General features: G+C 28.0%; 20 protein-coding genes and 1 other RNA gene. 10 read left to right on the plus strand and 11 right to left on the minus strand.

Going from position 1 to position 24,634, the window contains the following annotated elements; genetic code table 11:
- Window positions 1–7: 7 nt before the first annotated feature.
- Window positions 8–1,054, minus strand: a complete 1,047-nt coding sequence (locus B5464_RS02640; RefSeq protein ID WP_079737067.1) for a M28 family peptidase — start codon at window positions 1,052–1,054, stop codon at window positions 8–10.
- 120 nt (window positions 1,055–1,174) lie between these two features.
- Between B5464_RS02640 and kdsA the strand changes: the two genes are divergently transcribed.
- Window positions 1,175–1,993, plus strand: coding sequence for a 3-deoxy-8-phosphooctulonate synthase (kdsA, locus tag B5464_RS02645; RefSeq protein WP_077809864.1), 819 nt, complete (start codon window positions 1,175–1,177; stop codon window positions 1,991–1,993).
- 114 nt (window positions 1,994–2,107) lie between these two features.
- Window positions 2,108–3,061, plus strand: a complete 954-nt coding sequence (locus B5464_RS02650; protein WP_079737068.1) for a transglutaminase domain-containing protein — start codon at window positions 2,108–2,110, stop codon at window positions 3,059–3,061.
- Between the two features lies 1 nt (window position 3,062).
- On the opposite strand, the gene B5464_RS02655 is transcribed toward B5464_RS02650, so the two are convergent.
- Window positions 3,063–3,434 carry a DUF1801 domain-containing protein gene (locus tag B5464_RS02655; protein ID WP_079738958.1) on the minus strand — a complete coding sequence of 124 codons (372 nt, stop codon included), beginning with the start codon at window positions 3,432–3,434 and terminating at the stop codon, window positions 3,063–3,065.
- 67 nt (window positions 3,435–3,501) lie between these two features.
- Between B5464_RS02655 and B5464_RS02660 the strand changes: the two genes are divergently transcribed.
- Window positions 3,502–4,065 carry a hypothetical protein gene (locus B5464_RS02660; RefSeq protein WP_079737069.1) on the plus strand — a complete coding sequence of 188 codons (564 nt, stop codon included), beginning with the start codon at window positions 3,502–3,504 and terminating at the stop codon, window positions 4,063–4,065.
- On the opposite strand, the gene B5464_RS02665 is transcribed toward B5464_RS02660, so the two are convergent.
- Genes B5464_RS02665 through B5464_RS02680 form a run of 4 tightly spaced genes read right to left on the minus strand, consistent with a single transcriptional unit; the run spans window position 4,062 to window position 6,997 of the window.
- On the minus strand, window positions 4,062–5,273 hold the full coding sequence (locus B5464_RS02665; RefSeq protein WP_079737070.1) for a mechanosensitive ion channel family protein: 1,212 nt from the start codon (window positions 5,271–5,273) through the stop codon (window positions 4,062–4,064). The genes B5464_RS02660 and B5464_RS02665 overlap by 4 nt on opposite strands.
- Window positions 5,274–5,307: 34 nt before the next feature.
- Window positions 5,308–5,532: a DUF3820 family protein gene (locus B5464_RS02670; RefSeq protein WP_077809868.1), complete on the minus strand. Its 225-nt coding sequence runs from the start codon at window positions 5,530–5,532 to the stop codon at window positions 5,308–5,310.
- Window positions 5,529–6,734, minus strand: a complete 1,206-nt coding sequence (locus B5464_RS02675) for an NAD(P)-dependent oxidoreductase (RefSeq protein ID WP_079737071.1) — start codon at window positions 6,732–6,734, stop codon at window positions 5,529–5,531. The genes B5464_RS02670 and B5464_RS02675 overlap by 4 nt, the downstream gene beginning before the upstream one ends.
- A 50-nt stretch (window positions 6,735–6,784) precedes the next feature.
- Window positions 6,785–6,997, minus strand: a complete 213-nt coding sequence (locus tag B5464_RS02680; protein ID WP_077809870.1) for a DUF2945 domain-containing protein — start codon at window positions 6,995–6,997, stop codon at window positions 6,785–6,787.
- A 187-nt stretch (window positions 6,998–7,184) separates the two neighbouring features.
- Between B5464_RS02680 and ssrA the strand changes: the two genes are divergently transcribed.
- Window positions 7,185–7,578: a transfer-messenger RNA gene (gene ssrA / locus B5464_RS02685) on the plus strand.
- Window positions 7,579–7,757: 179 nt separating this feature from the next.
- Here ssrA and B5464_RS02690 read toward each other — a convergent pair.
- Window positions 7,758–8,408 carry a hypothetical protein gene (locus B5464_RS02690; protein WP_079737072.1) on the minus strand — a complete coding sequence of 217 codons (651 nt, stop codon included), beginning with the start codon at window positions 8,406–8,408 and terminating at the stop codon, window positions 7,758–7,760.
- Between the two features lie 874 nt (window positions 8,409–9,282).
- Between B5464_RS02690 and B5464_RS02695 the strand changes: the two genes are divergently transcribed.
- On the plus strand, window positions 9,283–10,368 hold the full coding sequence (locus B5464_RS02695) for a glycosyltransferase (protein ID WP_079737073.1): 1,086 nt from the start codon (window positions 9,283–9,285) through the stop codon (window positions 10,366–10,368).
- On the opposite strand, the gene B5464_RS02700 is transcribed toward B5464_RS02695, so the two are convergent.
- The 3 genes from B5464_RS02700 to B5464_RS02710 are packed head-to-tail and all read right to left on the minus strand — an operon-like array spanning window position 10,369 to window position 12,738.
- Window positions 10,369–11,181, minus strand: a complete 813-nt coding sequence (locus B5464_RS02700; RefSeq protein ID WP_079737074.1) for a 2OG-Fe(II) oxygenase — start codon at window positions 11,179–11,181, stop codon at window positions 10,369–10,371. It abuts the gene before it with no gap.
- Window positions 11,174–12,052, minus strand: coding sequence for a glycosyltransferase (locus B5464_RS02705; RefSeq protein ID WP_079737075.1), 879 nt, complete (start codon window positions 12,050–12,052; stop codon window positions 11,174–11,176). The genes B5464_RS02700 and B5464_RS02705 overlap by 8 nt, the downstream gene beginning before the upstream one ends.
- The gene (locus tag B5464_RS02710; RefSeq protein ID WP_077809873.1) at window positions 12,052–12,738 is read right to left on the minus strand and encodes a cell division ATP-binding protein FtsE; all 687 of its coding nucleotides are present in this window, start codon (window positions 12,736–12,738) and stop codon (window positions 12,052–12,054) included. The genes B5464_RS02705 and B5464_RS02710 overlap by 1 nt, the downstream gene beginning before the upstream one ends.
- Window positions 12,739–12,898: 160 nt before the next feature.
- Between B5464_RS02710 and B5464_RS02715 the strand changes: the two genes are divergently transcribed.
- The 5 genes from B5464_RS02715 (at window position 12,899) to B5464_RS02735 (ending at window position 21,222) form a co-directional block, all read left to right on the plus strand.
- The gene (locus B5464_RS02715; RefSeq protein WP_172830848.1) at window positions 12,899–15,937 is read left to right on the plus strand and encodes a tetratricopeptide repeat protein; all 3,039 of its coding nucleotides are present in this window, start codon (window positions 12,899–12,901) and stop codon (window positions 15,935–15,937) included.
- Window positions 15,937–17,700, plus strand: a complete 1,764-nt coding sequence (locus B5464_RS02720) for a TonB-dependent receptor (RefSeq protein ID WP_231963637.1) — start codon at window positions 15,937–15,939, stop codon at window positions 17,698–17,700. The genes B5464_RS02715 and B5464_RS02720 overlap by 1 nt, the downstream gene beginning before the upstream one ends.
- Window positions 17,701–17,803: 103 nt before the next feature.
- Window positions 17,804–19,234, plus strand: a complete 1,431-nt coding sequence (locus tag B5464_RS02725; RefSeq protein WP_079737076.1) for a M20/M25/M40 family metallo-hydrolase — start codon at window positions 17,804–17,806, stop codon at window positions 19,232–19,234.
- 2 nt (window positions 19,235–19,236) lie between these two features.
- Window positions 19,237–19,599: a hypothetical protein gene (locus B5464_RS02730; protein ID WP_079737077.1), complete on the plus strand. Its 363-nt coding sequence runs from the start codon at window positions 19,237–19,239 to the stop codon at window positions 19,597–19,599.
- 3 nt (window positions 19,600–19,602) lie between these two features.
- A complete protein-coding gene (locus B5464_RS02735; RefSeq protein ID WP_079737078.1) occupies window positions 19,603–21,222 on the plus strand; it encodes an amidohydrolase in 1,620 nt (539 codons plus the stop codon).
- 67 nt (window positions 21,223–21,289) lie between these two features.
- Here the strand turns inward: B5464_RS02735 and B5464_RS02740 are convergent, their stop codons facing one another.
- Complete coding sequence (locus B5464_RS02740; protein ID WP_079737079.1) at window positions 21,290–24,451, minus strand: S41 family peptidase; 3,162 nt, start codon at window positions 24,449–24,451, stop codon at window positions 21,290–21,292.
- Window positions 24,452–24,634: the final 183 nt, after the last annotated feature.

The following is a 24,634-nucleotide window of genomic DNA, read 5'->3' on the forward strand; positions in this document are numbered from 1 at the left end:
TTACAATTTATTTAATAATTACTCTTGTTGGTGTATCTGTACCGTTTATAATACTTTCTGTACCTTTTGCAACTGCTTGAATTGTTTGTGTTATAACAGTCATGTTTAAAGTTTCAGCCTCATCAGTTAATTTATGATAATCTGGATCTACATCTATTGGTGTTGTAGAAAATGTATGCGATGGCACACCTAATCTTGCCAATGAAGCGTTGTCTGATCTAAAAAATAAATTAAATTTTTTGTAAGGATCTGGAAATAACTGATAACCTGTACCTTCTAAATTCTTCTGAATAATCTTTCCAAAATCAGAACGATCAAAACCAGTTAACCAAGCTGTATTTGGGCCAAAACTTGGTGTTTTACCAATCATTTCTAAATTAATTCCTGCAACAAATTTATCTGCATCTATACCTTTACCAAAATGTGTAGAACCAATTAAGCCCATTTCTTCTGCAGTAAATGAAGCAAAAACAATTGTTCTTTCATTCCCCATTTCTTTAAAATATTTTGCCAAAACTAATAATCCTGTAACACCAGAAGCATCATCATTTGCGCCATTGTAAATTAAGTCTCCTTCTCCACTCTTTTTCATTCCTAAATGATCGTAATGCGCAGAAATAATTACATATTCATCTTTTTTGCTTTTCCCTTCTAAAACACCAATAATATTGCTAGAAGTAATGTCTTCTTTCGTTCTTCTATTTTTAAAAGTAAACGTTTGTCTATAATCTGCTAAACCGTTAAACGTTGTAAGTCCTATTTTTTTGTATTCATTTTCTATATAAACCGCAGCTTTTTCGATACCTGGTGTTCCAGATTTTCTACCTTCCATATCATCTGCAGCTAAAGTGTATAAATGTTTTCTAACCAAATTAGAATCTATAAAAAAAGTTTTTTCTGGTTTTACAAGTTTTCCAGAAATACCATCGGCTCCTTTTTTTCTTTTTAGACCTGGTTCTCCAGCTGTTCCTGCTTTTCCATCTTTTCCTTTTGTAACAATAGCACAACTAAGCATTAAGCTCATGGCTAAAAAAGCGCCAATAATTTTTCTCATATAATATCTATTTAGAGGCTAAATATAACTATTTTAAATTGAAGGTTCTCTTATAAAATTCGATTATAACTGTATAAATAAGCGTTAAAATTTTATGTATTTTTGTTGAAAATTTTACAAATGATTTTATCTGAAATTCCGAATATAAAAAACACAGATGCAAATAACTTTTTCTTATTAGCAGGACCATGTGCTATAGAAAGTGAAGAAATGGCATTAAGAATTGCTGAAAAAGTAGTTACTATTACAGACAAATTAGAGATTCCTTACATATTTAAAGGAAGTTTTAAAAAAGCAAATAGAAGTAGAATTGATAGTTTTACAGGAATTGGAGATGAAAAAGCATTAAAAATTTTACGTAAAGTTTCAGAGACATTTAATGTACCAACAGTTACAGATATTCATGAAGTTTCTGATGCAGAAAAAGCAGCAGCATACGTAGACGTTTTACAAATACCTGCTTTTTTAGTACGTCAAACAGATTTAGTAGTTGCAGCCGCAAAAACTGGTAAAGTTGTAAACTTAAAAAAAGGACAGTTTATGAGTCCTGGTGCCATGAAACACGCTGTTCAAAAAGTAAAAGATGCGGGTTCTAATAAAGCTTGGGTAACAGATAGAGGAACAATGTTTGGTTACCAAGACATGATTGTAGATTTTAGAGGAATTCCAGAAATGAGAGAGTTTGCTCCAACAATTTTAGATGTTACACACTCTTTACAGCAACCCAATCAAACTGCTGGTGTTACAGGCGGAAGACCAGAAATGATTGAAACTATTGCTAGAGCCGGAATTGTAAACAACGTTGACGGTTTATTTATTGAAACTCATTTTGATCCTAAAAACGCAAAATCTGACGGTGCAAATATGCTACATTTAGATAATTTAGAAAGTTTATTAAGTAATTTAGTAGCCATCAGAAAAACAATAAATAACTTGTAAAATATAAGTTATTAGTACTTATTTCAACCATTCAGATTTTAATTTGAATGGTTTTTTTATGAATAAAATATAAAGGCACAATAATTGTTTAGCTTAATTGTTAACACGTATTATATGAAACAATTTCTTTTTTTCTTTTTAATAATTTCTTACTCAACTTTTTCTCAGAGTTTTGATAGAGTTGATAGCATCGTTTTAGAATATCCTAAATTCTCTAAAATTGAAAATTTAGCTTCTAAAATAGATGCTGATTTCTCTACGGATGAGGAAAAGGTTAGAGCTGCATTTTTTTGGTTGGCAAAAAACATAAGATACGATTTAAAGCAGTATTACAATCCTACAGTAAGAAGTTTTAAATTTAGTTACAAAAATGAACTTGAAAAAGAACAAAAAATAGAAGCTGCTAAAAATAAAATAATAAGTAATACTTTTAAAACTAAAAAAGGTTTGTGTGAAGAATATGCACAATCTTTTAAGAAAATATGTACTTTATTAAATATAGAAGCTGCAGTAATAAAAGGATATACAAGAAATTCTGCAGATGATATTGGTAAAGTAGTTTCTGAAACAAACCATGCTTGGAACGCAGTAAAACTTAATAATAAATGGATGATTTTAGATGCTACTTGGGCTGCAGGATATTTAATGAATGGAAAATGGACACGTAAATTTAACTCTTATTTTTACGACATACCAAAAGACAAAATTTTTAAAACACATTTACCAGAAGATAGCATATGGATTTTAAGATTTGGCAGAATTACAAAAAGTGAGTTTTATAATCAACCAATTTACGGACAAGAATTTTTAGATTCTGCTATTGAATTACTATCTCCAAAGAGTGGTTTTATCAGTATAAAAAAAGGTGAAAATATTGTTTTAAAATTTAAGAATTTATCAGTAAAAGCTTCTTTATTGTACAACTTTAAAAATTACAAATATGCAAAGAGGCCAATTTTAAAATCAGAAAATAATATCACAACTTTAACAATTTTAAATCCGATAAGAAACTCTGAGCTATATTTATTTTTAAATAATAGAACTGCACTTCAATTTAAAGTTTTATAGCTTAGTTTCTCTTATAAAAACCTTTGCCTTTAAGTGAATGTGCTTCTTTTAAAACAGACAGCAAAATTTCTTCATTTATATCTTCAATTTTAAAATATCTAAGAGATTTAACCACTTTTCTATTCTCTGAAATTAAATGTTCATTGTATTTTGTTAAATGTGCAGAAACCCAAAAAACTACATCAACATATCCTTTCTTTTTAGATGGATTTAAATAACAAAAAGGTTTTTCATTTAAATAATAAAAAGGAATTTTCCATTTAAATTGTAAATCAACTTCAGAAAAAGTAGCTTCTATTAATATTTGCAAGTGCAGTAAAATAGACTTAAAAGGTTCTGGTTGATTTAATATATATTCTTCTGCTGGTTTCATAAATAAAGATAAACAATACGCCTCTTTTTGTATCTTTACGAAAGTTATAAAATTTACAAGAAAAACCATGCAATTGCAAGATAATTTTAAAAACAAGTTTTCTTTAAAAGGATTCGCAAGTATATTAATAGGATTTTATTTTTTTTTACTCGCTTATGCTTATAAATATTTATTAGATGGTTTTTTAATAGACAATCATCCTTTAGGTGTTATAAGTCCTCAAATACTAGAAATTCTTTGTATTGTTTTGGCTGTTATATTTATAGTATTTTCTTCTTTAGCTATTTTTTTTAGAGCAAAAAGAAAGGCTAAAAAAGAGGACTCTTTATTATGGAATAAGCAAAGTAAAAGTACTCTTAAAAAATATTTTTTAACAATAATTATAGGGTTTGGTATTTTATTGATTCTAAAAAACTACGGATATATTAACCTTTTAACTCCTATATTTCTATGTTGTTATGCTACTTTATTATTTCTATTAAAGAGTAAGGATAACAATAAATTGTATGTTTTAATTGGTTTGGCTATTCTATTAGCTTTGTATTGTTTTATGATACCAAGTTATTGGTATTCGTCATTTACAATTATGGCTATTGCGCACGCAGCTTTTGGATTGGTAGAAAAAAATTAATTTTCTACTTTAAAACCAGGTTTTACATATCCTTTAGGCACATTTTCTGGCGGGACGGTTAAAACACTTCCGTCTCTAACAGCATTGTAATGCGGTGATAAAATTTCTATGCCTGCATTATGCAATTCATTTTTAATACTTTCGTGCAATAAAGAATAAATTAAAGCTCCTTTTTCTGGATTTTTTGTGTGGCAGTTGATTTCGTAATTTATATAAAAATCATCTAAACTTTTTACCAAAACAAAAGGTTCTGGAGATTCTAAAATCATTTTAGTGTTTTTTGCTCCTTTTACCAAAGCTTTAATAACTTCTCCACTCGGCACATCGTAACCAATAGTTACAGAAGTATGTAAAATAACACCAACTTCTTCTGCGGCATTTTTACTAAAATTGATTATATGATTTCCTAAAATAGTAGAATTTGGAACTGTAACATCTAAGTTTTTAATAGTTCTAACTCGAGTTACTAATAAACTTCTTTCGGTAACATCACCAACAGTATTACCTATTTCTACACGATCACCAACTTTAAAAGGTCTCATGTAAGTAATTACAACACCCGCAACAATATTAGATATTGCTGCTGTAGAACCTAAAGAAAATAATACACCAAAAAATATGGAAACTCCTTTAAAAGCATCTGATTGTGAACCTGGTATGTACGGAAAACAAATAACCGCTGCAAAAGCTATAATTACAACTCTAATTAAATTAAATGTTGGTTTTGCCCAATCTGCATGAAAACCATCTAACCTTACCGCTTCTCTTTCTAATTCGCCAGTTACATACTTTAAAAATTTAAGTAGATATTTGGTAATAAAAACAATTACTAAAATAAAAAATAAGCCCGGTATAAATTGTAAAAAACCACTTATTACAAACTGAACTGGTTTCATTACATAATCAAAAACTGTAGATGCCACCTCTTTTGTTTCTGGTATAAAACTAAAAACAAAAGGCAAATAAACCACTAAGAAAAAAATACTAATAGCTATTCTTAATGCTCTTACCGAAAACTTTAAAATATGTTTTTCTCTTCTTGGTGTTATAAATTTAAAGATGTTTAAAAGCTCTTTTTTCTTAAATAACACATTTCTATCTAAAGAATCTAATTTGGTTTGTAACCATCTAAAAAACTTCTTTAAAAGAAAGAAGAAAAGGAAAATTCCTAGAATTGCAAATCCAAAATAAATATACTTTAAAGTCATAATAACCAATTAAGTTAATAATATTAATGTATTACTAAGAATATTCTTTTTGAATTTTCCTAATAATATCTTCTAAACCATTTAATTGAAGTTCATAAACCAGCGCCATTTGTTTACCCAATTTACCTTGCGGAAATCCTTTGGTTTTATACCAAACTATATAATGTTCTGGTAAATCTATTAAAAACCTACCTTTAAATTTGCCAAATGGCATTCGCATTTTAGCTAAATCAATTAGAAACTGCCTATCGTTTATCATTCTTTACCGTCTACGTAATCTTGTAAATATGAAAATCTATCAGTCAGTTTTCCGTTTTCTGTCATTTTAGCACGTGCTAATACTCCATTTTCATCATTATTAAAAAATGCAGGAATTACATTTTCTAAAAACATTTCTCCGAAACCTTCACTTGCATCTTTTGGTAATTCGCATGGTAAATTATCTACAGCCATTACAACAATAGCATTTTCGTCTTGATAATCTACTTCTTTTTCTGTTTTGGGATCGTATCCGTAAATAGGTTCTGCAATAGTAGATGCTTTTATTGTTGAAGCCACCGGACCATCAACATCACAAGAAATATCTGCAACAAACTTTATATTAAAATCTTTAGATTTTGCATCTTCTCTTGTAAACAAATATGGCGCACCGTTTCCGTAAAAGTGACCCGCAATAAAAAAATCTGAAACTTTTGCAAAACGCATAAAATTAGATTCATAATTTTCTGGATGATTGTAAAAATCAAAATTATCTAAAACTTTACCATCTTTTCGTTTATTATAATCTAAAACATCTGCTAAGCAATAAACAGTTTCATCAAAAGTTTCATTTAAATATTGGTTTACAGAAACTTCTCTAATTTGCATTGCATCTAGCATTTCTTTTGCACCATAAGCAACTTTACCATTACCAGTTAATAAAATTTTTATTTTTGGTAATGCTATTTTTTTTAATTCTGATATTAATTCTTGCTGGCTATCTAAATTTTCTGCTTTAGGCAAATTAAATGTTTTGTTTTTTAAACCAATTGCTCTAAAACCATTATATGCGCCTACAATACCGGCATATCTACCAAAACCAATTAAACGAGCACCATTTTCTTTAATAATTGTTTCGTGGTCGTATAACTCTATATTTTTATCTAAAATAGCTAATAATAAGTCTCTATTATAAGGTTGTTTCTTTATTGTATGACTAAAAAAGAAATACTTTTTATTAGGAATTAAAGCATTAATTGGTACTTCTTTTACACCCAATAATACATCGCAAGTAGACATATCTTCTAGTATCTCAAAACCAGAATCTTTATAACTCTGATTGCTAAAAACACGAATATCAGAACTTTCTACTACAATTTCAGCATCGGGATATTCATTTTTAAACTGCTTTAATTTAGAAGGTGAAAAAACAACTCTTCTATCTGGTGGATTTTTTCGTTCTTTTATGATACCGAATTTCATATGTTTTAGTTTTGTTCGAAGATATTTTATTTAAATGAACCTACAAAAAGTTAGTTTACTCTTTCGACTTCACTCTCTAATTTTAAGACAGCACTACCGTCTTTTTGCTTAATATACAATGCTTTATTGCCAGCTTCTCCTTTTCTAACAATTTCTGTATTATCTATTGTTTTTGATACTTTTTTAGAATACGTTTCTACAACTTTACCTTCTGCTGTACCTTTTCCCCATTTCCAAGTAACGTTTGTTCCTTTTCTTATCATAAGATTTATTAATTTATTTACTATTATTAGAACTAATTTGTGCTACAATTATAAGTTTTTGTATTTTTGCAAACTTGTAATATTAATTACTAAGACAAGTTACAAAGTTTCATCAGTATTAAAAAATGAAATTTTAAAATTAAATTGGCTTAATATTTGTAATCTTATTACAGTTCTTTGAAATTTTGGGGACGACTGGTTTTGACAGCAAGGTCAGTGAATTTGTAAGCATATCGAGTTATGAAATAACACTCGTAAAACCTAATTTCAACTTTTTAAACGGCGAAGATAACTACGCTTTAGCTGCATAATTCGAATCATAGTAGAATTAGCCTCGGCACACAAGGTGTGCAAGCTTTATGTCCACGAAAAGCCTTGGTTTATGGCGTTTCACTTTTGGGCATCGTAAAAATAAACATAGAAAACCTGTAACTTTGCCAGGTTTTTGAAACTAAAAAAGTTAAGTTTAAAGTGGATTGTTCTTAATCAGCTTTAAATCGAAAATTAAGAAAGAACTAAATATGTAGAAAGCTTTTTGGCTGCTTGTTTGGACCCGAGTTCGATTCTCGGCGTCTCCACTTTATCATACCTCAACCTATTGAAATTCAATTTGTTGAGGTTTTTTTTTGAAATCAACCATTAGTCAACTGTGAGTAAATTATTATTATTTTTTGCTTTTAAAAAACAATCAGATAAATAAAAAACATTTCATTAAAAATTAGTAAAAACTCAAAAAAGAAAATTCCTTTTAAACAAAAATTTAATAAACTATTAAATAAATTGATACTCCGAAAGAGATAATTATTGATAAAAAGGTAAATACACAACCTTTAGAATCATTTACCGTTTCAGTACTTAATTCATTTAAAAAAATCAAATTTCCTTTTTTATCTCTTTTAGGTATCTTAGAAATACTGCAACCACAACCAAAATTCAGAGTACAATCTTCAGAAGCAATTTTGCATTCTTCTAAAAAACAATCTATTGAGTATATTTTTTTATTTAATGAATTGGCATATTTACATTTTGGATGAGGTATTAAAACTATTTCATTTGTTACTCCAATTTTATCGTTTTTTACTTCCTCTACATAAACTTCATGAGATAATCTATGAAACTTGTTTATTTCTGCTTTAGAAGCCCCCTCTTCTCTTCTAAAATGAGCCATACTATTATAGAGATAAAATGCATTTTGATAAAAGGATTCACCTTTTGATTCCTGAAAAAGATCACCATTTTTCAAAATAGCCTTATTAAAGAGCAACCATAAGTAATCATGAAAAAAAACACCATTATTCTTACTCCATTCTTCATACAAACTTAATAATTCTTCTTTTGAATAGATCTCTAATATGATAAAATAGTTTTTTAAAAAAACATCAAAACTATCAATACTATATTTATTTTTCATTAATACTTTTTTTATAAAACTAATAATAATTAATATGAAACTGTATTTTTTTAAAATACTTTATTGATTTTTGATTTTAAAAAAAAGTTTAATGTATACATTATAACATTTTTAAGTGTTATGAAAATTTTATAAAACTTACAAAATAAAAAACCTCTAATTAACTTAATTAGAGGTTTTTTATTTTAACATGTTTAGTAAATAATTATTTTTTCTTATTTCCTTTTTTAATAATTATCGATGTTGTAATAAACGGAATTCTTATATATTTAACTTTACATTCATGACACTTATAAATTTTTGCTTTAAAAAATAAACGCAAATAAGAATTTCTTGTTATTCTTTTTCTAAAACCAGAATTGCATGAAGGACATTTACTCATAATTGTCTTTTAAAAATTAACTATAAAAAACATGCTTATTTAATTAGTAACTTGAAAACCTCTTTCTAATTGCTTTCCTTTTTTAATAATAAATTCAGAAAACAAATAAGGTATTCTTAGAACTTTTGTTTTGCAATGAAAACATTTAAAAACTTTTGACTTTGGTATAATCCTTTGAAAAAAGTTTCTAGAAGATCTTTTACTGTAATTAGAATTACATGAGGGGCATTTTGACATTAAATTGGGTGTTTTAGGGGTTAAATTTTATTTTAATAAAAACACTTTTTCTTATAATATCATGAGCAATTATCTCAAATATAATTATTATTTTAACAATTCAAACATATTTATCTTAAAAATTTATGAATTTTTAGATGTAAATTTTATTCTTTTCACAACAAATTACAGTTAATCAATATTATAAGTAAAAATGTAAATTGATTATTTAAATTGATTTGTTTTTAATTTATCTTGCAAGAAATTCTAATAATTTTGAAAAGAGTATTTATCTCTGTTACTAATGATTTATCTACAGACCAAAGAGTTGCTAAGGTTTGTAAAACGTTAACGAACAATAATTACGAAGTAATATTAATTGGTCGAAAACTAAAAAACAGTAAAAATATTTCTAGAAATTATACAACCAAAAGATTTAAACTGCTTTTTAATAACGGCTTCCTATTTTTTGCCGAATTTAATCTTCGGCTATTTATTTACTTATTATTTCATAAAAAAGATATTTTATTAGCAAATGATTTAGATACATTATTGCCAAACTTTCTTGTAAGTAAACTTCAAAATAAAAAATTAGTTTTTGATAGTCACGAACTCTTTTCTGAAATACCAGAATTAGTTAATAGACCAAAAGTTAAAAGTTTTTGGATGATTTTGGAAGATCTAATTATTCCGAAATTAAAAAATAATTATACCGTTTGTGATAGCATCGCTAAACATTATAAAAATAAATATCAATCTAATTTTAAAACCATCAAAAACTTACCTTTTCAAAAAGAATTAAAAAAAAGGAATTTCAATTTTGATACAAAAAATCAGAAAATCATCTTATATCAAGGCGCAACAAACCTTGGTAGAGGATTAAATTTAATGATTGAGACAGTAAAACTTATAGATAATTGTTGCTTTGTTATTATTGGCGGCGGTGATGAATTTCTGAATTTAAAATTAAAAGTAGCATCAGAAAAATTAGAAAAAAAAGTATTTTTATTAGGTAGAAAAACTCCCGAAGAATTAGCTAAATTAACTCCGTTAGCAGATTTAGGTATTAGTATTGAAGAAGATTTAGGGCTAAATTATAGATATGCATTACCTAATAAAATATTCGATTATATTCAAGCAAACGTACCTGTTTTGACTGCCGATTTGCCAGAAATGAAAGCTGTAATTACAAAATATAATGTTGGTGAAGTTCTAAAAAATAGAAAGCCAGCAATTATTGCAGCACAAATTAATCAAATGTTTGCAAAAAGTTATTCTGAATCTTTAAAAGTTGCAAAAAGAGAATTAATTTGGGAAAAACAAGAAACTGATTTATTAAAAATCTTTGAAAACTTACAATAACTACTTCTTATATTGATGTGGATTCTCTCGAAATCCTTTCTTAAATATTTTTCGCAAACTTCCTCTAAAGCCATTGTCTATTCGCAATAAAATATCTTTAATTTTTTCTGACGATCTTCCTCTAAAAGTAGTCACATGAAAAGTATCTGAGACTAAAAAAGGAGCATTCGAAAAATAATAATTAGAAACACAATTTCTAACATCATCCTTTAAAATTTTACTTACAGAATGCCAAGAATTATTGTGCGTAGACATTACAACTAATCTATTAAACTTGCTTACTATAGTTATTTGTGGCTCTTTTAAACCTTTTGGCCATAACTCTAAATTACCGCCATTTTCAAGTTTCCAATTGGGTGAAACATAATAAAGCAAGTTTAAAACGCGCCATTTATTTCTATCCTTGTCATGTGAATTATCTAAATGCGGATTCAAAAAATTGTCTTTCTCCATTAAAGACAAACCTCCTGCATACAGATTCTCATCACCTTCTATATCTTTTAATTCACAAATTTTACCAACTAACTTTACAACTCTTTTATCTTGAAAAGAATAAACAATTTCCTCTAAAAGAACATCATATTTATTCATTTGGTATGCAGTAAATTTAAACTCTCTTAAGTTTTTTTTCTTAACAGCTTCTTTTGTGTCTGGAAAATTCTGATAGATTTCTAAAGCCACAGTTTCTGGTAACAAATTATCTAGATAAAAATAACCTATTTCATCTTTTGATGATAAGAATTGCTTTTTTAAAGCATCTTTATTTTCATTTAAATTCGTTAAAATTAAATTAGCAATTTCGGTTCTATTCATGCTTTAATTTTAGTTTACAGAGGCAACTTACTTTCATGCAATTTAAAAAAAATACTGATGATTTGTTCTTTGCCAAATTCTCGAAAACAGGTTGTAAAAAAGCAACTGCTTTTAATAACTTAAATTTAGAAATTTTATTGATTAGCTTTAATAGTTGCAAACTATCAGCATCAATCAAATTACTTTTTTCTAAGAAAATTAAATTTTTCATTGCCTTTTTTGTCTTTTTAATAAAAAGTGCATTGTCATCAATACCCAAATGATAAACCTCGTTTGCTATTTGTTCTATTTTGTAACCTTCTTTTATCAAATCCATAGAAAAAAGCAAATCTTCTCTACCATAATCAACTAATTTTTCTTCGAATTTAATTATTGAAAAAACTGCTTTCTGAATTAAAAAATTAGAGGTAAAAAAATATTTTGAAGGATTTTTTATTCTTTTATTTAAAGAAATTTCTTCATTTTTTTTTCCGTATTTGTATCTTAAATACTTTTGATTTTCGGATGAATCTTGATATTCAATTCCGCCACAAAAAACAATTTTATCAGAATTAAAATACTTTATATAATTTTTAATAAAGTTAGCGCTTACCGGTAAAACATCTGCATCTAAAAAAAGTAACCAATTAAATGTGGCTTTTTCAGCTAACAAATTACGTATTGCACTTCTACCAACATTCTTCTTAAAAGCGATAAAAGTTGCGTTAGAAAGTGTGTTTATTGCTTCATTATTTACATTAAAAGAAGAGTTAGATCCATCATCAAAACAAATAATTTCGAAAGGTATTTTTTCTAAAACTAATTGTTTCTGAATATTTTTAACTAATAAAAATGCATTGTAATTATATGTTGGTATTAATACAGATAGCATTAAGCACTTGCTTGTTGAGCAACTTCAAACAACTCACCACCTTCACATTTTAAAGTTTTTTGTTTAAACTTTACAATTAATTGGTAATCGTGAGTTGCCATTAAAATTGTTTTACCACTTTTATGTATTTCGTTTAAAAGCTCCATTACTTCCATAGAAGTTTTAGGATCTAAATTTCCTGTTGGCTCGTCTGCTAAAATTAATTCCGGATCATTTAAAAGAGCTCTTGCAATGGCAACTCTTTGTTGTTCTCCGCCAGAAAGTTCGTAAGGTTTTTTAAAATATTTAGATTTTAAACCAACTTTATCTAAAACTTCATGAATCTTTTCTTTCATCTGTTCTTTGTCTTTCCAACCTGTTGCTTTTAGCACAAACTGCAGATTGTCAAAAACATTTCTATCATTTAAAAGTTTAAAATCCTGAAAAACAATTCCTATTTTTCTTCTTAAAAACGGAATTTGTTTCTCTTTTAACGTTTTTAAATCAAAATCTACAATGTTTCCTGTACCTTTTTGCAATTGCAAATCGCCGTACAAAGTTTTCATTAAGCTACTTTTACCACTACCCGTTTTTCCTATTAAATAATAGAAATCGCCTTTATTAATGGTTAAATTAACTTTAGAAAGCACTAAATTATCTCTTTGGTAAATTTCTGCATTTTCTAATTGTAAAACATGATTTTTCATAGGAATAAGTAGTTTCTACAAACTTAAAAGTTTCTATTGATTTTTTAACTATGAATTGACAACAATTCTTATTTTTGATTTTGAATAAAATAATATTTCTTCCCCAATCCAACAAAGTAAAAAATTATTCGTTATACATTTTGAGAATAAATATAACTCTATGAAATATCGTTTTTTAACAAAACTGATTCTTTCTTTTTGCATCTTTTTATGCAGTATTCATTGTTTTTCGCAACAAACAATTGCAGATGCAACAAATTTAACAACGTATAATAATGCATTAAAATTATACAATTCTAAAGCTTACGCTGCTGCTTTTAAAACTTTTAGTAAAGTTGCAGAAGACGCAAGTGTTGGTTCTAACTTAAAATCTGATGCAAATTACTACGAAGCAATGTCTGCAATAAAATTAAATAGAGCAGACGCAGATAAAAAAGTATTAACTTTTGTAGAAGAAAACCCAAACAGTAATAAAAAAAATATTGCTTTTTACAATGTAGCAAACTACTATTTTGCGAATAAAAAAGCAGCTTATGCTTTAAAATGGTTTCAGAAAGTAAACTTAGATAATCTTTCTAAAGAAAACAGAAAAGAACTTAATTTTAAAATGGGTTATTGCTTTTTAGCTACAAATAATTTACAATTAGCCAAAGCAAGATTTTTACCTTTAATTAATGATGCTAAATATGGTAATGATTCGAGATATTACTTCGGATTTATTTCTTATAAATTAGAAGATTACGGTATTGCAGAATCTACCTTAAAAGAAATTGCAGACGACGAATCTTACAGAGCAGAAATTACTTATTATTTATTAGATATTAGTTTTAAAGCAGGTAAATTTAAACGATGTATTAAAGTTGGTTTAGAGTTATACCCAACAATAGAAAGAAAATTAAAATCTGATGTTGCTAAAATTATTGGAGAAAGTTATTTTAATTTAAATAAATATGCAGAATCTATTCCTTATTTAAAAGCCTACAAAGGCACAAAAGGAAAATGGAATAACACCGATTTTTACCAATTAGGATATGCGTATTACAAACAAAACGATTTTGAAAATGCTGTAAACAGCTTTAATAAAATTATCGATCAAAAAAATTCAGTTTCTCAAAATGCATATTATCATTTAGGTGAATGTTACATGAAATTAGAGAATAAAAGTGCTGCTTTAAACGCATTTAAATCGGCTTCTTTAATGAATTTTGACAAAAACATAAAACAAGATGCGGCTTTAAATTATGCAAAACTTAGCTACGAAGAGGGAAACCCTTTTGAGCCCGTAGCACAAGTTTTACAAAATTATTTAAAAGAATATCCGAAATCTAAAGCGTATCAAGAAATTAACGAATTAGTAGTTTCTTCTTTCTTAAACCAGCAAGATTACAAAGGTGCTTTGGCGTTTTTATCAGAAAAAAAATCCGAAGAAAATATTGCGCTAACATATGAGGTCTCTTTATATAGAGGAATTCAATTGTTCAACGAAAATAAGTTATCCGAATCTGTTCCGTTTTTCATAGAAGCAAAGAAATCTAAAATTAACCAAATTAATCAGAGAGCTAAATATTGGGAAGCAGAAAGCTTATATCTTTTAGAAAACTACAAAGATGCATTGTCTAAATTTATAGCTATTAATAACGCTTCAAAATCAGTAAACATCAATGAATTTTCTAGATTAAATTATAATATTGGTTACAGTTATTTTAAACTAAAACAATATGAAAATGCTGGTAATTATTTTAAAAATTTTCTTAAAAAGGATAGCATTTCAGACAATTTAAAATACGATGCTTTAATTAGATTAGCAGACAGTTACTTTGCCACTACAAATTACACAAAAGCAATTTCTACATATAAAAATGTTACTGATAATTTTGGTCTTGGTGCAGATTATGCGCAGTTTCAAATAGGTATGAGTTATGGTTTTATAGATAAAAATGAAGAAAAAATTACAGCTTTAAAAAATGTAATAAATAACTACCAAGTTTCTAATTTAAAGGACGATGCTTTATACCAATTAGGAAACACATACTCTAAAATAAAGGATCATAAAAATGCTCATATTGCTTATGACCGTTTGATTGAAAAACACCCGAAAAGCACCTTTGTTTCTAGAGCTTTACTGCGACAAGGTTTATTGTATTTTAACGACAATTCTAACATGCAATCTTTAATGAAATATAAAGATGTTGCTGCAAAATTTCCAAATTCACCAGATGCCTTAGAAGCCGTTGCAAACGCAAGAAATGTGTATATTGAAGAAGGAAATTTAGAAGATTATGTAAATTGGGTTGCTACATTAAAATTTATAAATATTACAAATTCAGAATTAGACAATACTACTTTTGCCGTTGCCGAAAAAAAATATTTAGAATCTAAAAAAGGAGAAGATATTATAAATAGTCTTCAGAATTACATTAGAAAATTCCCTAAAGGAACTCATAAAATAAAAGCAAATTATTATTTAGCAGATGTATTATTTCAAGTAAAAGAATATAAAAAATCAATTCCTTATTTCGAATTTGTTATTAACGAAGACACATCTGATTTTACAGAAGATTCACTAAATAAATTATCTCAAATTTATTTAAATCAAGACGATTTTAACACCGCATTACCTCTTCTAGATCGATTAGAAGAAGAAGCTTATGTTACAGAAAACATTATTTATGCACAGAGTAATTTAATGAAAGGATATTATGAAACAGAAGCCTATGATTTTGCAACAGAGTATGCTAAAAAAATCTTGCAAAAAGACAAACTTGATGCAACTATTAGCAATGATGCAAAAAAAATAATTGCAAGATCTTCATTTAAAAGTAACGATTTTATAACTGCAGAAAAATATTATAAAGAGATAGAAGCTACAGCTATTGGCGAGATAAAAGCAGAAGCTCTTTTTTACAATGCTTACTTTAAAAATCAACAAAAACTATTTAAAGAATCTAATAAAGTAGTACAAAAGTTAATTGCCAAATATGCAAATTACAAATACTGGGCTGTAAAAAGTTATGTAATAATGGGTAAAAATTATTACGGATTAAATGATGTTTATCAAGCAACGTTTGTTTTAGAAAATGTAATTAAAAACTTTAAACAGTTTGATGATATTGTTAAAGATGCAGAATTAGAATTAAATACAATAAGAGAAAACGAAGCCAAAACAAATAATTCAGTAACACCAGAAAAGAAGAACTAATGAGAAAAGGCTTTTTATTAATTATAGTTTTATTGGTTGTTTTCTCTGCTAATTCGCAAGAGAAAAAGAAAGATACTGTAGTAGAAACAGAGGTTGTAAATGTTGTTACAAAATACAACCCTAAAATTGCTGATGTAAAAAAAATTAAAAACAACCCTACAATTCAATTACTTAAAAAAAGTGATAAGAAAAAATTGAAATATTCTATATTTTCTGCACCTGTTGCCTCTACTTTTATTCCTAAAACGGGTGTTGTAAAAGGTATTAATGTTGGTGTTAAAGAAAGAGTTTATAACAATTATTTTGCAGCCGGAATTGGGAATTACATAAGTCCGTATGCAGAGTTATTTATTTATCACAACACAAGATTTAATGATGAATATGGTGTACATGCTACATTTAATTCATCAGAAGAAAACATTAAAGACACTAAATTAAATAGTACATTTTTAAATTTTAAATCTTCGGCATATTTTAAAAAAGAAGAAAGATATTTCGATTGGAAAGTTGGTTTAGAAGTCGAAAGAAACCATTATAATTGGTATGGTTTACCTACAGATATTCTTTATAGTGAAGCAGTTATTAATGGTATAGAAGAAGATCAAAATTACACATACTTTAAAACTACGGGCCATTTTAAGTTTCATGATTCTTATATCGATTATGGTAATATTACAGCTTCATATTTTACTGATAAATACAATAGCTCAGAAATTTATGCAAGTTTTAATACAAAATTAGATTTTCCGTTAGACTTTATAAATTACAATTTAAATACGATTTCTTTTGATGCGGGCGTAGAAGTTTTAAACGGTAATTTTACTGAAAACTATAACAATTCTAATGGAATAAATTACAATATAATTACGGCAAAATTAATTCCAGAGTATAAACATGAATTTGGGAATTTACTTTTAAAAGCTAGTTTAAGAACATTTGTTTCTGTTGATACAGAAAATGATATTACAAACTTTTTTATGTTTCCAGATTTGTTTTTACAAACCCCAATATATAAACAATATGTAAATATTTATACAGGTTTAACAGGTAATTTAGAAACCAACACTTATAAAAAGTTCACAGAAGTAAACCCTTATGTTTCTCCAAGTTTATTTATTACTCAAACAGCAGAATCTTCGAATATTTTTTTAGGTTTAAAAGGAAATTTAACTAAAAGTATTAGCTACAATATTAAAGCTAGTGTTGTTAAAGAAGAAGATAAACCTCTTTTTTTAAGAAACAATACAAAATCTAACGGAAATAGTACCACGTTTAACGGCGAAGAATTGAAAGGTTATGAATACGGTAATTCTTTCAGCATTTTTTATGATGATGTTAAATCCAATACTATTTTTGCCGAATTTGAATATCTTTTTAACAAAAACCTTACTTTCTCTACTCAAGTAGAAGCAAAAAACTATACAACATTAAATGCTTTAGAAAGTTGGAATTTACCAAGCTTACAAGGTGCTTTTTTAGCAAAATATAAAAAAACAAAATGGTATGCGACCGCAAATATATTTTATGTTGATGAAAGAATGGATGCTTTATACAACGCAGAATTTCATTCTAGTCTAAGTGGTATTCAAACTTTAAATTCTTTTATTGATGTAAATTTAGATGGTGGTTATCATTTTAACGATAAATTCTCTGCTTTTCTTAAATTAAATAATGTACTAAATACTAATTATCAAAGATTTGCAAATTTTAATACACAAGGGTTTCAAGCCTTAGCCGGTTTCACCTATAAGTTTGATTTTTAAAACATTAAATTCAATAATATAAATAAACAGCATCAAATTATAAAAAAATAATTTTGTCAATTCATTTTTGTAGCTTTAACAATTCTAAAATTATTCTACAAACATGAAAAAAACATTATTTCTACTTACATTATCTTTATTAATTATTTCTTGTAATAATAAGCAAGAAAAACAAATTAATAACGGACTCTCATCAGAAGAAAAAATAGATTCTACTAAAATAAAAACACTTTTTAATAGCGCATTAACCCAAGGTAAATCTTATGAATGGTTAAGAGATTTAACGCAAAATATTGGTGGTAGATTATCTGGTTCTAAAGAAGCTGCACAAGCAGTAATTTGGGGAGAAAAACTAATGAAAGAAGTAGGTTTAGATTCGGTTTGGTTGCAACCCGTAATGGTACCACATTGGGTTAGAGGAGAAAAAGAAATTGCCACTTATACAACTAACGGAGTTCAAAAAAATGTTGCTATTTGTGCATTAGGTTTTTCTGTTGCGACTCCTAAAACTGGCGTGTTAGCAGAAGTTTTAGAAGTAAAATCTTTAGAGGAAGCAGAAAAATTAGGAGATAAAATGAAAGGTAAAATTGTATTTTTTAACAGACCTTTTGATAATACTTTAATAAACACATTTGGCGCTTATGGCGGTTGCGTAGATCAAAGAGTACAAGGTGCTGCAGTATGTGGTAAATTTGGTGCAAAAGGTGTTATTGTTCGTTCTATGACAAATTCTGTAGATGATTATCCGCATACAGGAACAATGACGTATAATGATTTACCAAAAGAAAAACATATTCCGGCTGCTGCAATTAGTAGCAAAGCTGCAAATATTCTAAGTAAAGATTTACAAACAAATCCAAATTTAAAATTCTACTTTAAGCAAAGTTGTAAAACCTTACCAGACGCTCCTTCTTTTAATGTAGTCGGAGAAATTAAAGGAACAGAAACACCAGAAAATATTTTTGTTGTTGGTGGTCATTTAGATTCTTGGGACTTAGGTGAAGGTGCTCATGATGATGGAACCGGAATTGTACAATCTCTAGAGGTTGCTTATTTATTTAAGAAAAACAACATCAAACCAAAAAACACAATACGAATTGTGTTTTATATGAATGAAGAAAACGGAACACGTGGTGCAAAAAAATATGCAGAACTAGCTAAATTGAATAAAGAAAAACATATTGGTGGTTTAGAGTCTGATGCGGGCGGTCATACACCTAGAGGTTTTTCTATTCAAGCAAACAACTCGAATACAGCATTGCTACAAAGCTGGAAAAAATTACTATCTCCTTACGGATTACATGATTTAGACAAAGGTGGTTCTGGTGCAGATATTGCACCGCTTCAAGCAGAAAACGTTACTTTAGTTGGTTACAGACCAGATAGCCAGCGTTACTTTGATTATCACCATACAAGTAGAGACACGTTTGATAAAGTAAATAAAAGAGAACTAGAACTAGGTAGCGCATCTATGGCTAGTATTGTTTACCTTATGGACAAGTACTTGTACAACAATCAAATTGTGAAACCATAATAATGGAAACGACTGTACTTATTTTAAGAATTTTCTTCGGAATTTTATTTTGCTTTGCAGGAATAATGCATATTATAAAACCCAAAATTTTCAAACATTTTATACCTGAATTTCTACCAAAATTATTAATAAATTATGTTTTTGGTGCCTTAGAGTTTTTTCTTGGCTTAGGTTTATTTTTTACTACTAGTGTAAAAAATGCATCTGTAGGAATTTTTATACTATTGGTAATCTTTTTACCAATTCATATTTGGGATGCCACCAAAATTAGACCTGCCATAGGATCAAAAAAAATTGCATATGTTAGAATTCCGCTACAATTTCTATTAATGTATTGCATCTATTTAATCTATATATATTATTAAAAAATGAATAAAAATTTAATCTTAATTTTAACCCTAATTTCAATTTTCTCTTGTAAAAAAGAGCAAGTAGATTTAATTGTTTTAAATTCTAACACTTATACTGTAAATAACGACTTTAATAAAGCAGAAGCTTTTGCTATTAAAGGCGGTTTGTTTGTTGCCGTTGGTAATAACGACGAAATTAAAGGTAAATACGAATCTAAAAACATAGTTGATGCACAGAACCAAACAATTGTTCCTGGTTTAATTGATGCACATTGTCATTTTTTTAGAATGGGTTTACAACAACAAAAAGTTTCTTTAGAAGGCACAAAAAGTTATGACGAAGTTTTAGAGAAAATTGTTGCTTTTCAGAAAGAAAAAAATACAAGTTTTATTACTGGTCGTGGTTGGGATCAAAACGATTGGGATATAAAAGAGTTTCCTACAAAAGAAAAATTAGATGCTTTATTTCCAGAAACACCTGTTGCAGTCGGCAGAGTTGATGGTCATGCATTGTTAGTAAACCAAGCGGCCATCGATTTAGCAGGTATTACAAAAGACACAAAAGTTTCTGGTGGAGAAATTATAATAAAAGATGGTAAAATGACAGGGGTTTTAATTGACGCAGCTATGGATTTTATTAAATTCCCATCAACATCATTAGAAGAAGCAACACAAGGTTTATTAGATGCTCAAAAAATATCTTTTTCATATGGTTTAACTACTGTTGATGACGCTGGTTTAGACAGAAGCACTATCGAGTTAATAGACAGTCTTCAAAAAGAAAATACGCTTAAAATGCGTGTTTATGCAATGGTATCTGGCGACAAGCAAGAGCAAATAGATTATTATATAAATAAAGGAATTATTAAAACAGAAAAATTAAACGTTCGTTCGTTTAAAGTGTATGGTGACGGTGCTTTAGGCTCTAGAGGAGCAGCTATGAGAACATCTTATTCTGATAGAGAAAATCATTTTGGAGCTTTAATTTATTCACCTGAAAGATATCAAGAAATAGCAAAACAAATTGCTGCTTCAGATTATCAAATGAACACACATGCAATTGGTGATTCTGCCAATACTTGGATGCTTAAAACCTATAAAGAAGTATTAAAAGATGCTAAAAATAGACGTTGGAGAATTGAACATGCGCAAATAATTTCTGAAGATGATTTCTCTTATTTTGAAAATATAATTCCGTCTGTGCAACCAACACATGCAACTTCTGATATGTATTGGGCAGAAGATAGAATCGGAGAAAAAAGAATGAAAGGAGCTTACGCTTTTAAAGATCTACTAAATAAATACGGTAAAATTACTTTAGGTACAGATTTTCCGGTAGAACAAGTAAATCCGTTTTTAACCTTTTATGCTGCTACTATAAGAAAAGATTTAGAAAATTATCCTGAAGAAGGTTTTCAAATGGAAAATGCATTAACAAGAGAAGAAACTCTAAAAGGTATGACTATTTGGGCTGCATACTCTAATTTCGAAGAAGAAGAAAAAGGTTCTATTGAAGTAGGTAAATTTGCTGATTTTGTAATTTTAAATCAAGATATTATGCAAATTGAAGAAGAAAAAATTCCTAAAACAAAAGTTTTAGCAACCTATTTAAATGGTGAAAAAGTATATTCTGAATAAATAAAACTAGAGAAATAAAAAAAGGGTTGATGAAGTAATACATTTCATCAACCCTTTTTTTTATATACTATTTAAGATCTTGTAATAAAACCTCTACAGCTTTTTTTAATTGATCATCTTCATTTCTTGCTTTCCAACCAGGTTTGTTTTCTACTAAAACATCTGGCACTGCAGGACCGTGTTCCATATTTAAACCAGATTCTTTTACATACCAAGCTCTATACGGCATTCGTATAGCACCATCTTGCAAACGATGACTACCGGTAGATATTACAGCTCCAAAAGTTGGTTGCCCTACTAATTTACCTAATTTTAAACTCTTAAATGCGTGTGCAAAAATCTCTGCATTAGAATAGCTACTTTGATTAGACAAAGCAACTAAAGGTTTCGTATTTACAGATAAAACTGCTCTCTCATTAAAAGGATAATTTTCTTTGTATTTTAAATTGTTCTTCTGTAGATTACCTGTAGCATCTCGTGGCACTGTATATGCATGTTGCTGATATGTTAACACTGCTAACAAACGATCTGTGGTCCAACCACCACCATTATTTCTCACATCAATAACAATCCCTTTTTTACCATAACCACTAGCTTTTAATTCTCGTTCAAAACGTTCAAAACTTGGTAAATTCATTCCTTGTATATGAATATATCCTAATTGTCCATTAGAATATTTTTCTACTAATTTTTTACGAGAATTTATCCATTCTTCATAACGCAAACCACTTATGGTTCTTGTAGATTCTGTTCTTACAACAACTTCTTTTTTATCAGCTAAAGTTAAAAGAATTTCATTACCAGAAGTATTTCTTAAAACACTGTAAAAGTTAGTGTTTTTATTAATTTTCTTTCCATTTACAGCAGTAATTACATCACCTATATTTAAAGAAACATTCGTCTTTGTAGCGGCTGAATTTGGTAAAATATAATCGATTTTAACACCATTATTAACATTAGAAACTGCCAAACCTAAAAGGCCAACTCTATCACTAGAAACTTCTTCTGGCGAACTACCTCTATAACCCATATGGCTTGCATTTAACTGCCCTAACATATTATTATACATAAAAGTATAATCTTGTTTTGTGGCTGCAGATAAAACCCAAGGTGTGTATCTTTTGACTATTTTATCCCAATTATAACCATGATATTGAGGATCATAAAATCCAGCGGTTATTGCTCTTACACCTTCATAAAAAACTTGTTCATTTAATTTATAATTATCAACTGTATAAGTTGCAGCATGTAAAAAAGAAGAAACTTTATCTGTCTTTAAGTTTAAAGATTTTAACTTTCCTCTAGATGAATAGTATAATGTTTCTTTGTTTAAGCTATTACCGCCAAGGTAAGTAACTCCTTTAATTTCTTTAGGTGTTCCTCCTAATAAATCAACTTTATAATAACCATTTTTTCTAGTTGCTGGGTTTGTAGCAGAAATATAAATACTTTTACTGTCTGCACTAAAGATTGCTCCGTATTCATTACCTGCCCAACTAGTTAACTGAACCAATCTGTCGTAAATTTTATCTTCGTCTATTTTTACAACAACTTCTTTTTTGTCTTTCTTTTTTTCTGTTTTTGGTTGATAATAGTCTCCTTCTTTATAATCAGATTTTGTTTTTTCCCAGTCTGATTTTTGCAACCAAACCATCCAAGTATCATAATTGATACCGCCTCTATCTCCTGCTCTATTAGAAACAAATGAAAGTTTTTTACCGTCAGGACTCCAAACAGGATTAGAATCTGACCTTGGATGCATAGAAACATTCATCTTATTCGAAGGATTTTCGACAGATTGAATATAAATTTCGCTATCAAAATTTAAATCTGATTGAGAATAAGAAATGAATTTACTATCCGGACTCCATGCAACACTATTTGCAGCTGCCCAAGTATCAGAATAACTTTTTGGCTTACTTAATTTGCCGTTAATTACATCTGCAATAACCAATTGACCTCTACCAATTCTATATGCCAATTTCTTTCTATTAGGAGATAAAATTGGTTCAAAAACATCAATTTTACTATTTGTAAGTTGTGTTACTTTGGTCTTTAAACTTCGGTGTAAATTCACATTTTCATCCGTAGAAACAACTTTATATAATTCATTTTGACCACTTCTATCTGATAAAAATCCTAAAGTATTATTATCTATCCAAAAAGGATTGTCATCTTTATAAGGATGATTGCTTACATTATTCGTTTTAGTTTTATCCTTATTATTTTCTTTCACAAAGATTTCTCCGTTAATACTCAAAGCGATTAACTTTCCGTTTGGAGAAACACTTAAATCTCTAATTCCGTCTGTAACTGTTTTAGTTTCTTCTAAATTAAATCGATTATCTGTAGCTAAATTTAAATTGATTTTTGTTGTTTTTCCATTCAACATTTTAAAAACTTCAATTCCGCTATTGTAAATAATTGTACCATTGTTGCTAACAGAAAAAGATAAAACTCCATCAACTTTTAAATTTGTTAGTTGATTTTCAACTCCTAATTTACTTCCATTTTCATTTAAAGTCGTTTTGTAAATATTGTATCTACCACTTTGCGCACTTATGTAATATAAGTTGTTATTTGCGTCCCAAAGTGGTGTATGATCGTTCTTTTTACTAGTTGTAATTTGATGATATCCTTTCGTTTTAATATTATAAATCCAAACATCTCTTTGCGCAGGACCATTATAATCTTCTCTAGAAATCCTACATGTTCCTTTTACAAAAGCTACCAATTTTCCGTTTGGTGAAACAGAAGCCTGACTTCCTAAAGCAGTCATAAAACGAGTTGGTGTTTCTCCTTTTTCGTTAATTTTATAGATAGATGATTCTCTTTCTGTGCCTTTAAAAATCCTATTACTAGAAAAAATAATATCACCATTTTCTTGCCATTGACTTGGTGTGTCTGTAGTTGGATAAAAAGTTAATTGATTTGGTATACCTCCATTTAAATCCGTTTTAAAAATATTTCGACTTCCTTTTCTATTCGACATAAAAACAATTTCATTGCTTTTAAAATTCCAAATAGGATTACTTTCGTAAGCCTGATTTATGGTTAATCTGTTTTTTTGATTTGTATTTAAGTCTAACACCCAAATATCACCATGATAACCAAATGCCATTTTAGATGCATCAGGACTAATTGTTGGGGTTCTTATTAACGTGTTTTGTGCGCTTAAAAGAGTTAAATTACATAGAAATGCAATAATTAGAATCGTTTTTTTAGTCATATTATTTGAATTTAAAACACCTAAGTTAGCCTTTATTAGTAACGATTCTGATAATTTGAAAATTGTTTAAGACTTTTTTAAGTTTTATTTAACGAATCTCACACAATTTAAAATATTAATACAGAAATATATACACTTTTGTAAGTTCTAAATGATTGGATAAGTATCACCAAATTATACTTG

Origin of the sequence: Polaribacter sp. KT 15 (genome assembly GCF_900143115.1) — a bacterium.
Taxonomy (GTDB): domain Bacteria; phylum Bacteroidota; class Bacteroidia; order Flavobacteriales; family Flavobacteriaceae; genus Polaribacter; species Polaribacter marinaquae.

What these genes read in the sequence shown, in the direction of transcription:
- B5464_RS02640 (WP_079737067.1), bottom strand. Translation starts at nt 1,054, where the DNA reads ATGAGAAAAATTATTGGCGCTTTTTTAGCCATGAGCTTAATGCTTAGT.
- kdsA (WP_077809864.1), top strand. Translation starts at nt 1,175, where the DNA reads ATGATTTTATCTGAAATTCCGAATATAAAAAACACAGATGCAAATAAC.
- B5464_RS02650 (WP_079737068.1), top strand. Translation starts at nt 2,108, where the DNA reads ATGAAACAATTTCTTTTTTTCTTTTTAATAATTTCTTACTCAACTTTT.
- B5464_RS02655 (WP_079738958.1), bottom strand. Translation starts at nt 3,434, where the DNA reads ATGAAACCAGCAGAAGAATATATATTAAATCAACCAGAACCTTTTAAG.
- B5464_RS02660 (WP_079737069.1), top strand. Translation starts at nt 3,502, where the DNA reads ATGCAATTGCAAGATAATTTTAAAAACAAGTTTTCTTTAAAAGGATTC.
- B5464_RS02665 (WP_079737070.1), bottom strand. Translation starts at nt 5,273, where the DNA reads ATGACTTTAAAGTATATTTATTTTGGATTTGCAATTCTAGGAATTTTC.
- B5464_RS02670 (WP_077809868.1), bottom strand. Translation starts at nt 5,532, where the DNA reads ATGATAAACGATAGGCAGTTTCTAATTGATTTAGCTAAAATGCGAATG.
- B5464_RS02675 (WP_079737071.1), bottom strand. Translation starts at nt 6,734, where the DNA reads ATGAAATTCGGTATCATAAAAGAACGAAAAAATCCACCAGATAGAAGA.
- B5464_RS02680 (WP_077809870.1), bottom strand. Translation starts at nt 6,997, where the DNA reads ATGATAAGAAAAGGAACAAACGTTACTTGGAAATGGGGAAAAGGTACA.
- B5464_RS02690 (WP_079737072.1), bottom strand. Translation starts at nt 8,408, where the DNA reads ATGAAAAATAAATATAGTATTGATAGTTTTGATGTTTTTTTAAAAAAC.
- B5464_RS02700 (WP_079737074.1), bottom strand. Translation starts at nt 11,181, where the DNA reads ATGAATAGAACCGAAATTGCTAATTTAATTTTAACGAATTTAAATGAA.
- B5464_RS02705 (WP_079737075.1), bottom strand. Translation starts at nt 12,052, where the DNA reads ATGCTATCTGTATTAATACCAACATATAATTACAATGCATTTTTATTA.
- B5464_RS02710 (WP_077809873.1), bottom strand. Translation starts at nt 12,738, where the DNA reads ATGAAAAATCATGTTTTACAATTAGAAAATGCAGAAATTTACCAAAGA.
- B5464_RS02715 (WP_172830848.1), top strand. Translation starts at nt 12,899, where the DNA reads ATGAAATATCGTTTTTTAACAAAACTGATTCTTTCTTTTTGCATCTTT.
- B5464_RS02720 (WP_231963637.1), top strand. Translation starts at nt 15,937, where the DNA reads ATGAGAAAAGGCTTTTTATTAATTATAGTTTTATTGGTTGTTTTCTCT.
- B5464_RS02725 (WP_079737076.1), top strand. Translation starts at nt 17,804, where the DNA reads ATGAAAAAAACATTATTTCTACTTACATTATCTTTATTAATTATTTCT.
- B5464_RS02730 (WP_079737077.1), top strand. Translation starts at nt 19,237, where the DNA reads ATGGAAACGACTGTACTTATTTTAAGAATTTTCTTCGGAATTTTATTT.
- B5464_RS02735 (WP_079737078.1), top strand. Translation starts at nt 19,603, where the DNA reads ATGAATAAAAATTTAATCTTAATTTTAACCCTAATTTCAATTTTCTCT.
- B5464_RS02740 (WP_079737079.1), bottom strand. Translation starts at nt 24,451, where the DNA reads ATGACTAAAAAAACGATTCTAATTATTGCATTTCTATGTAATTTAACT.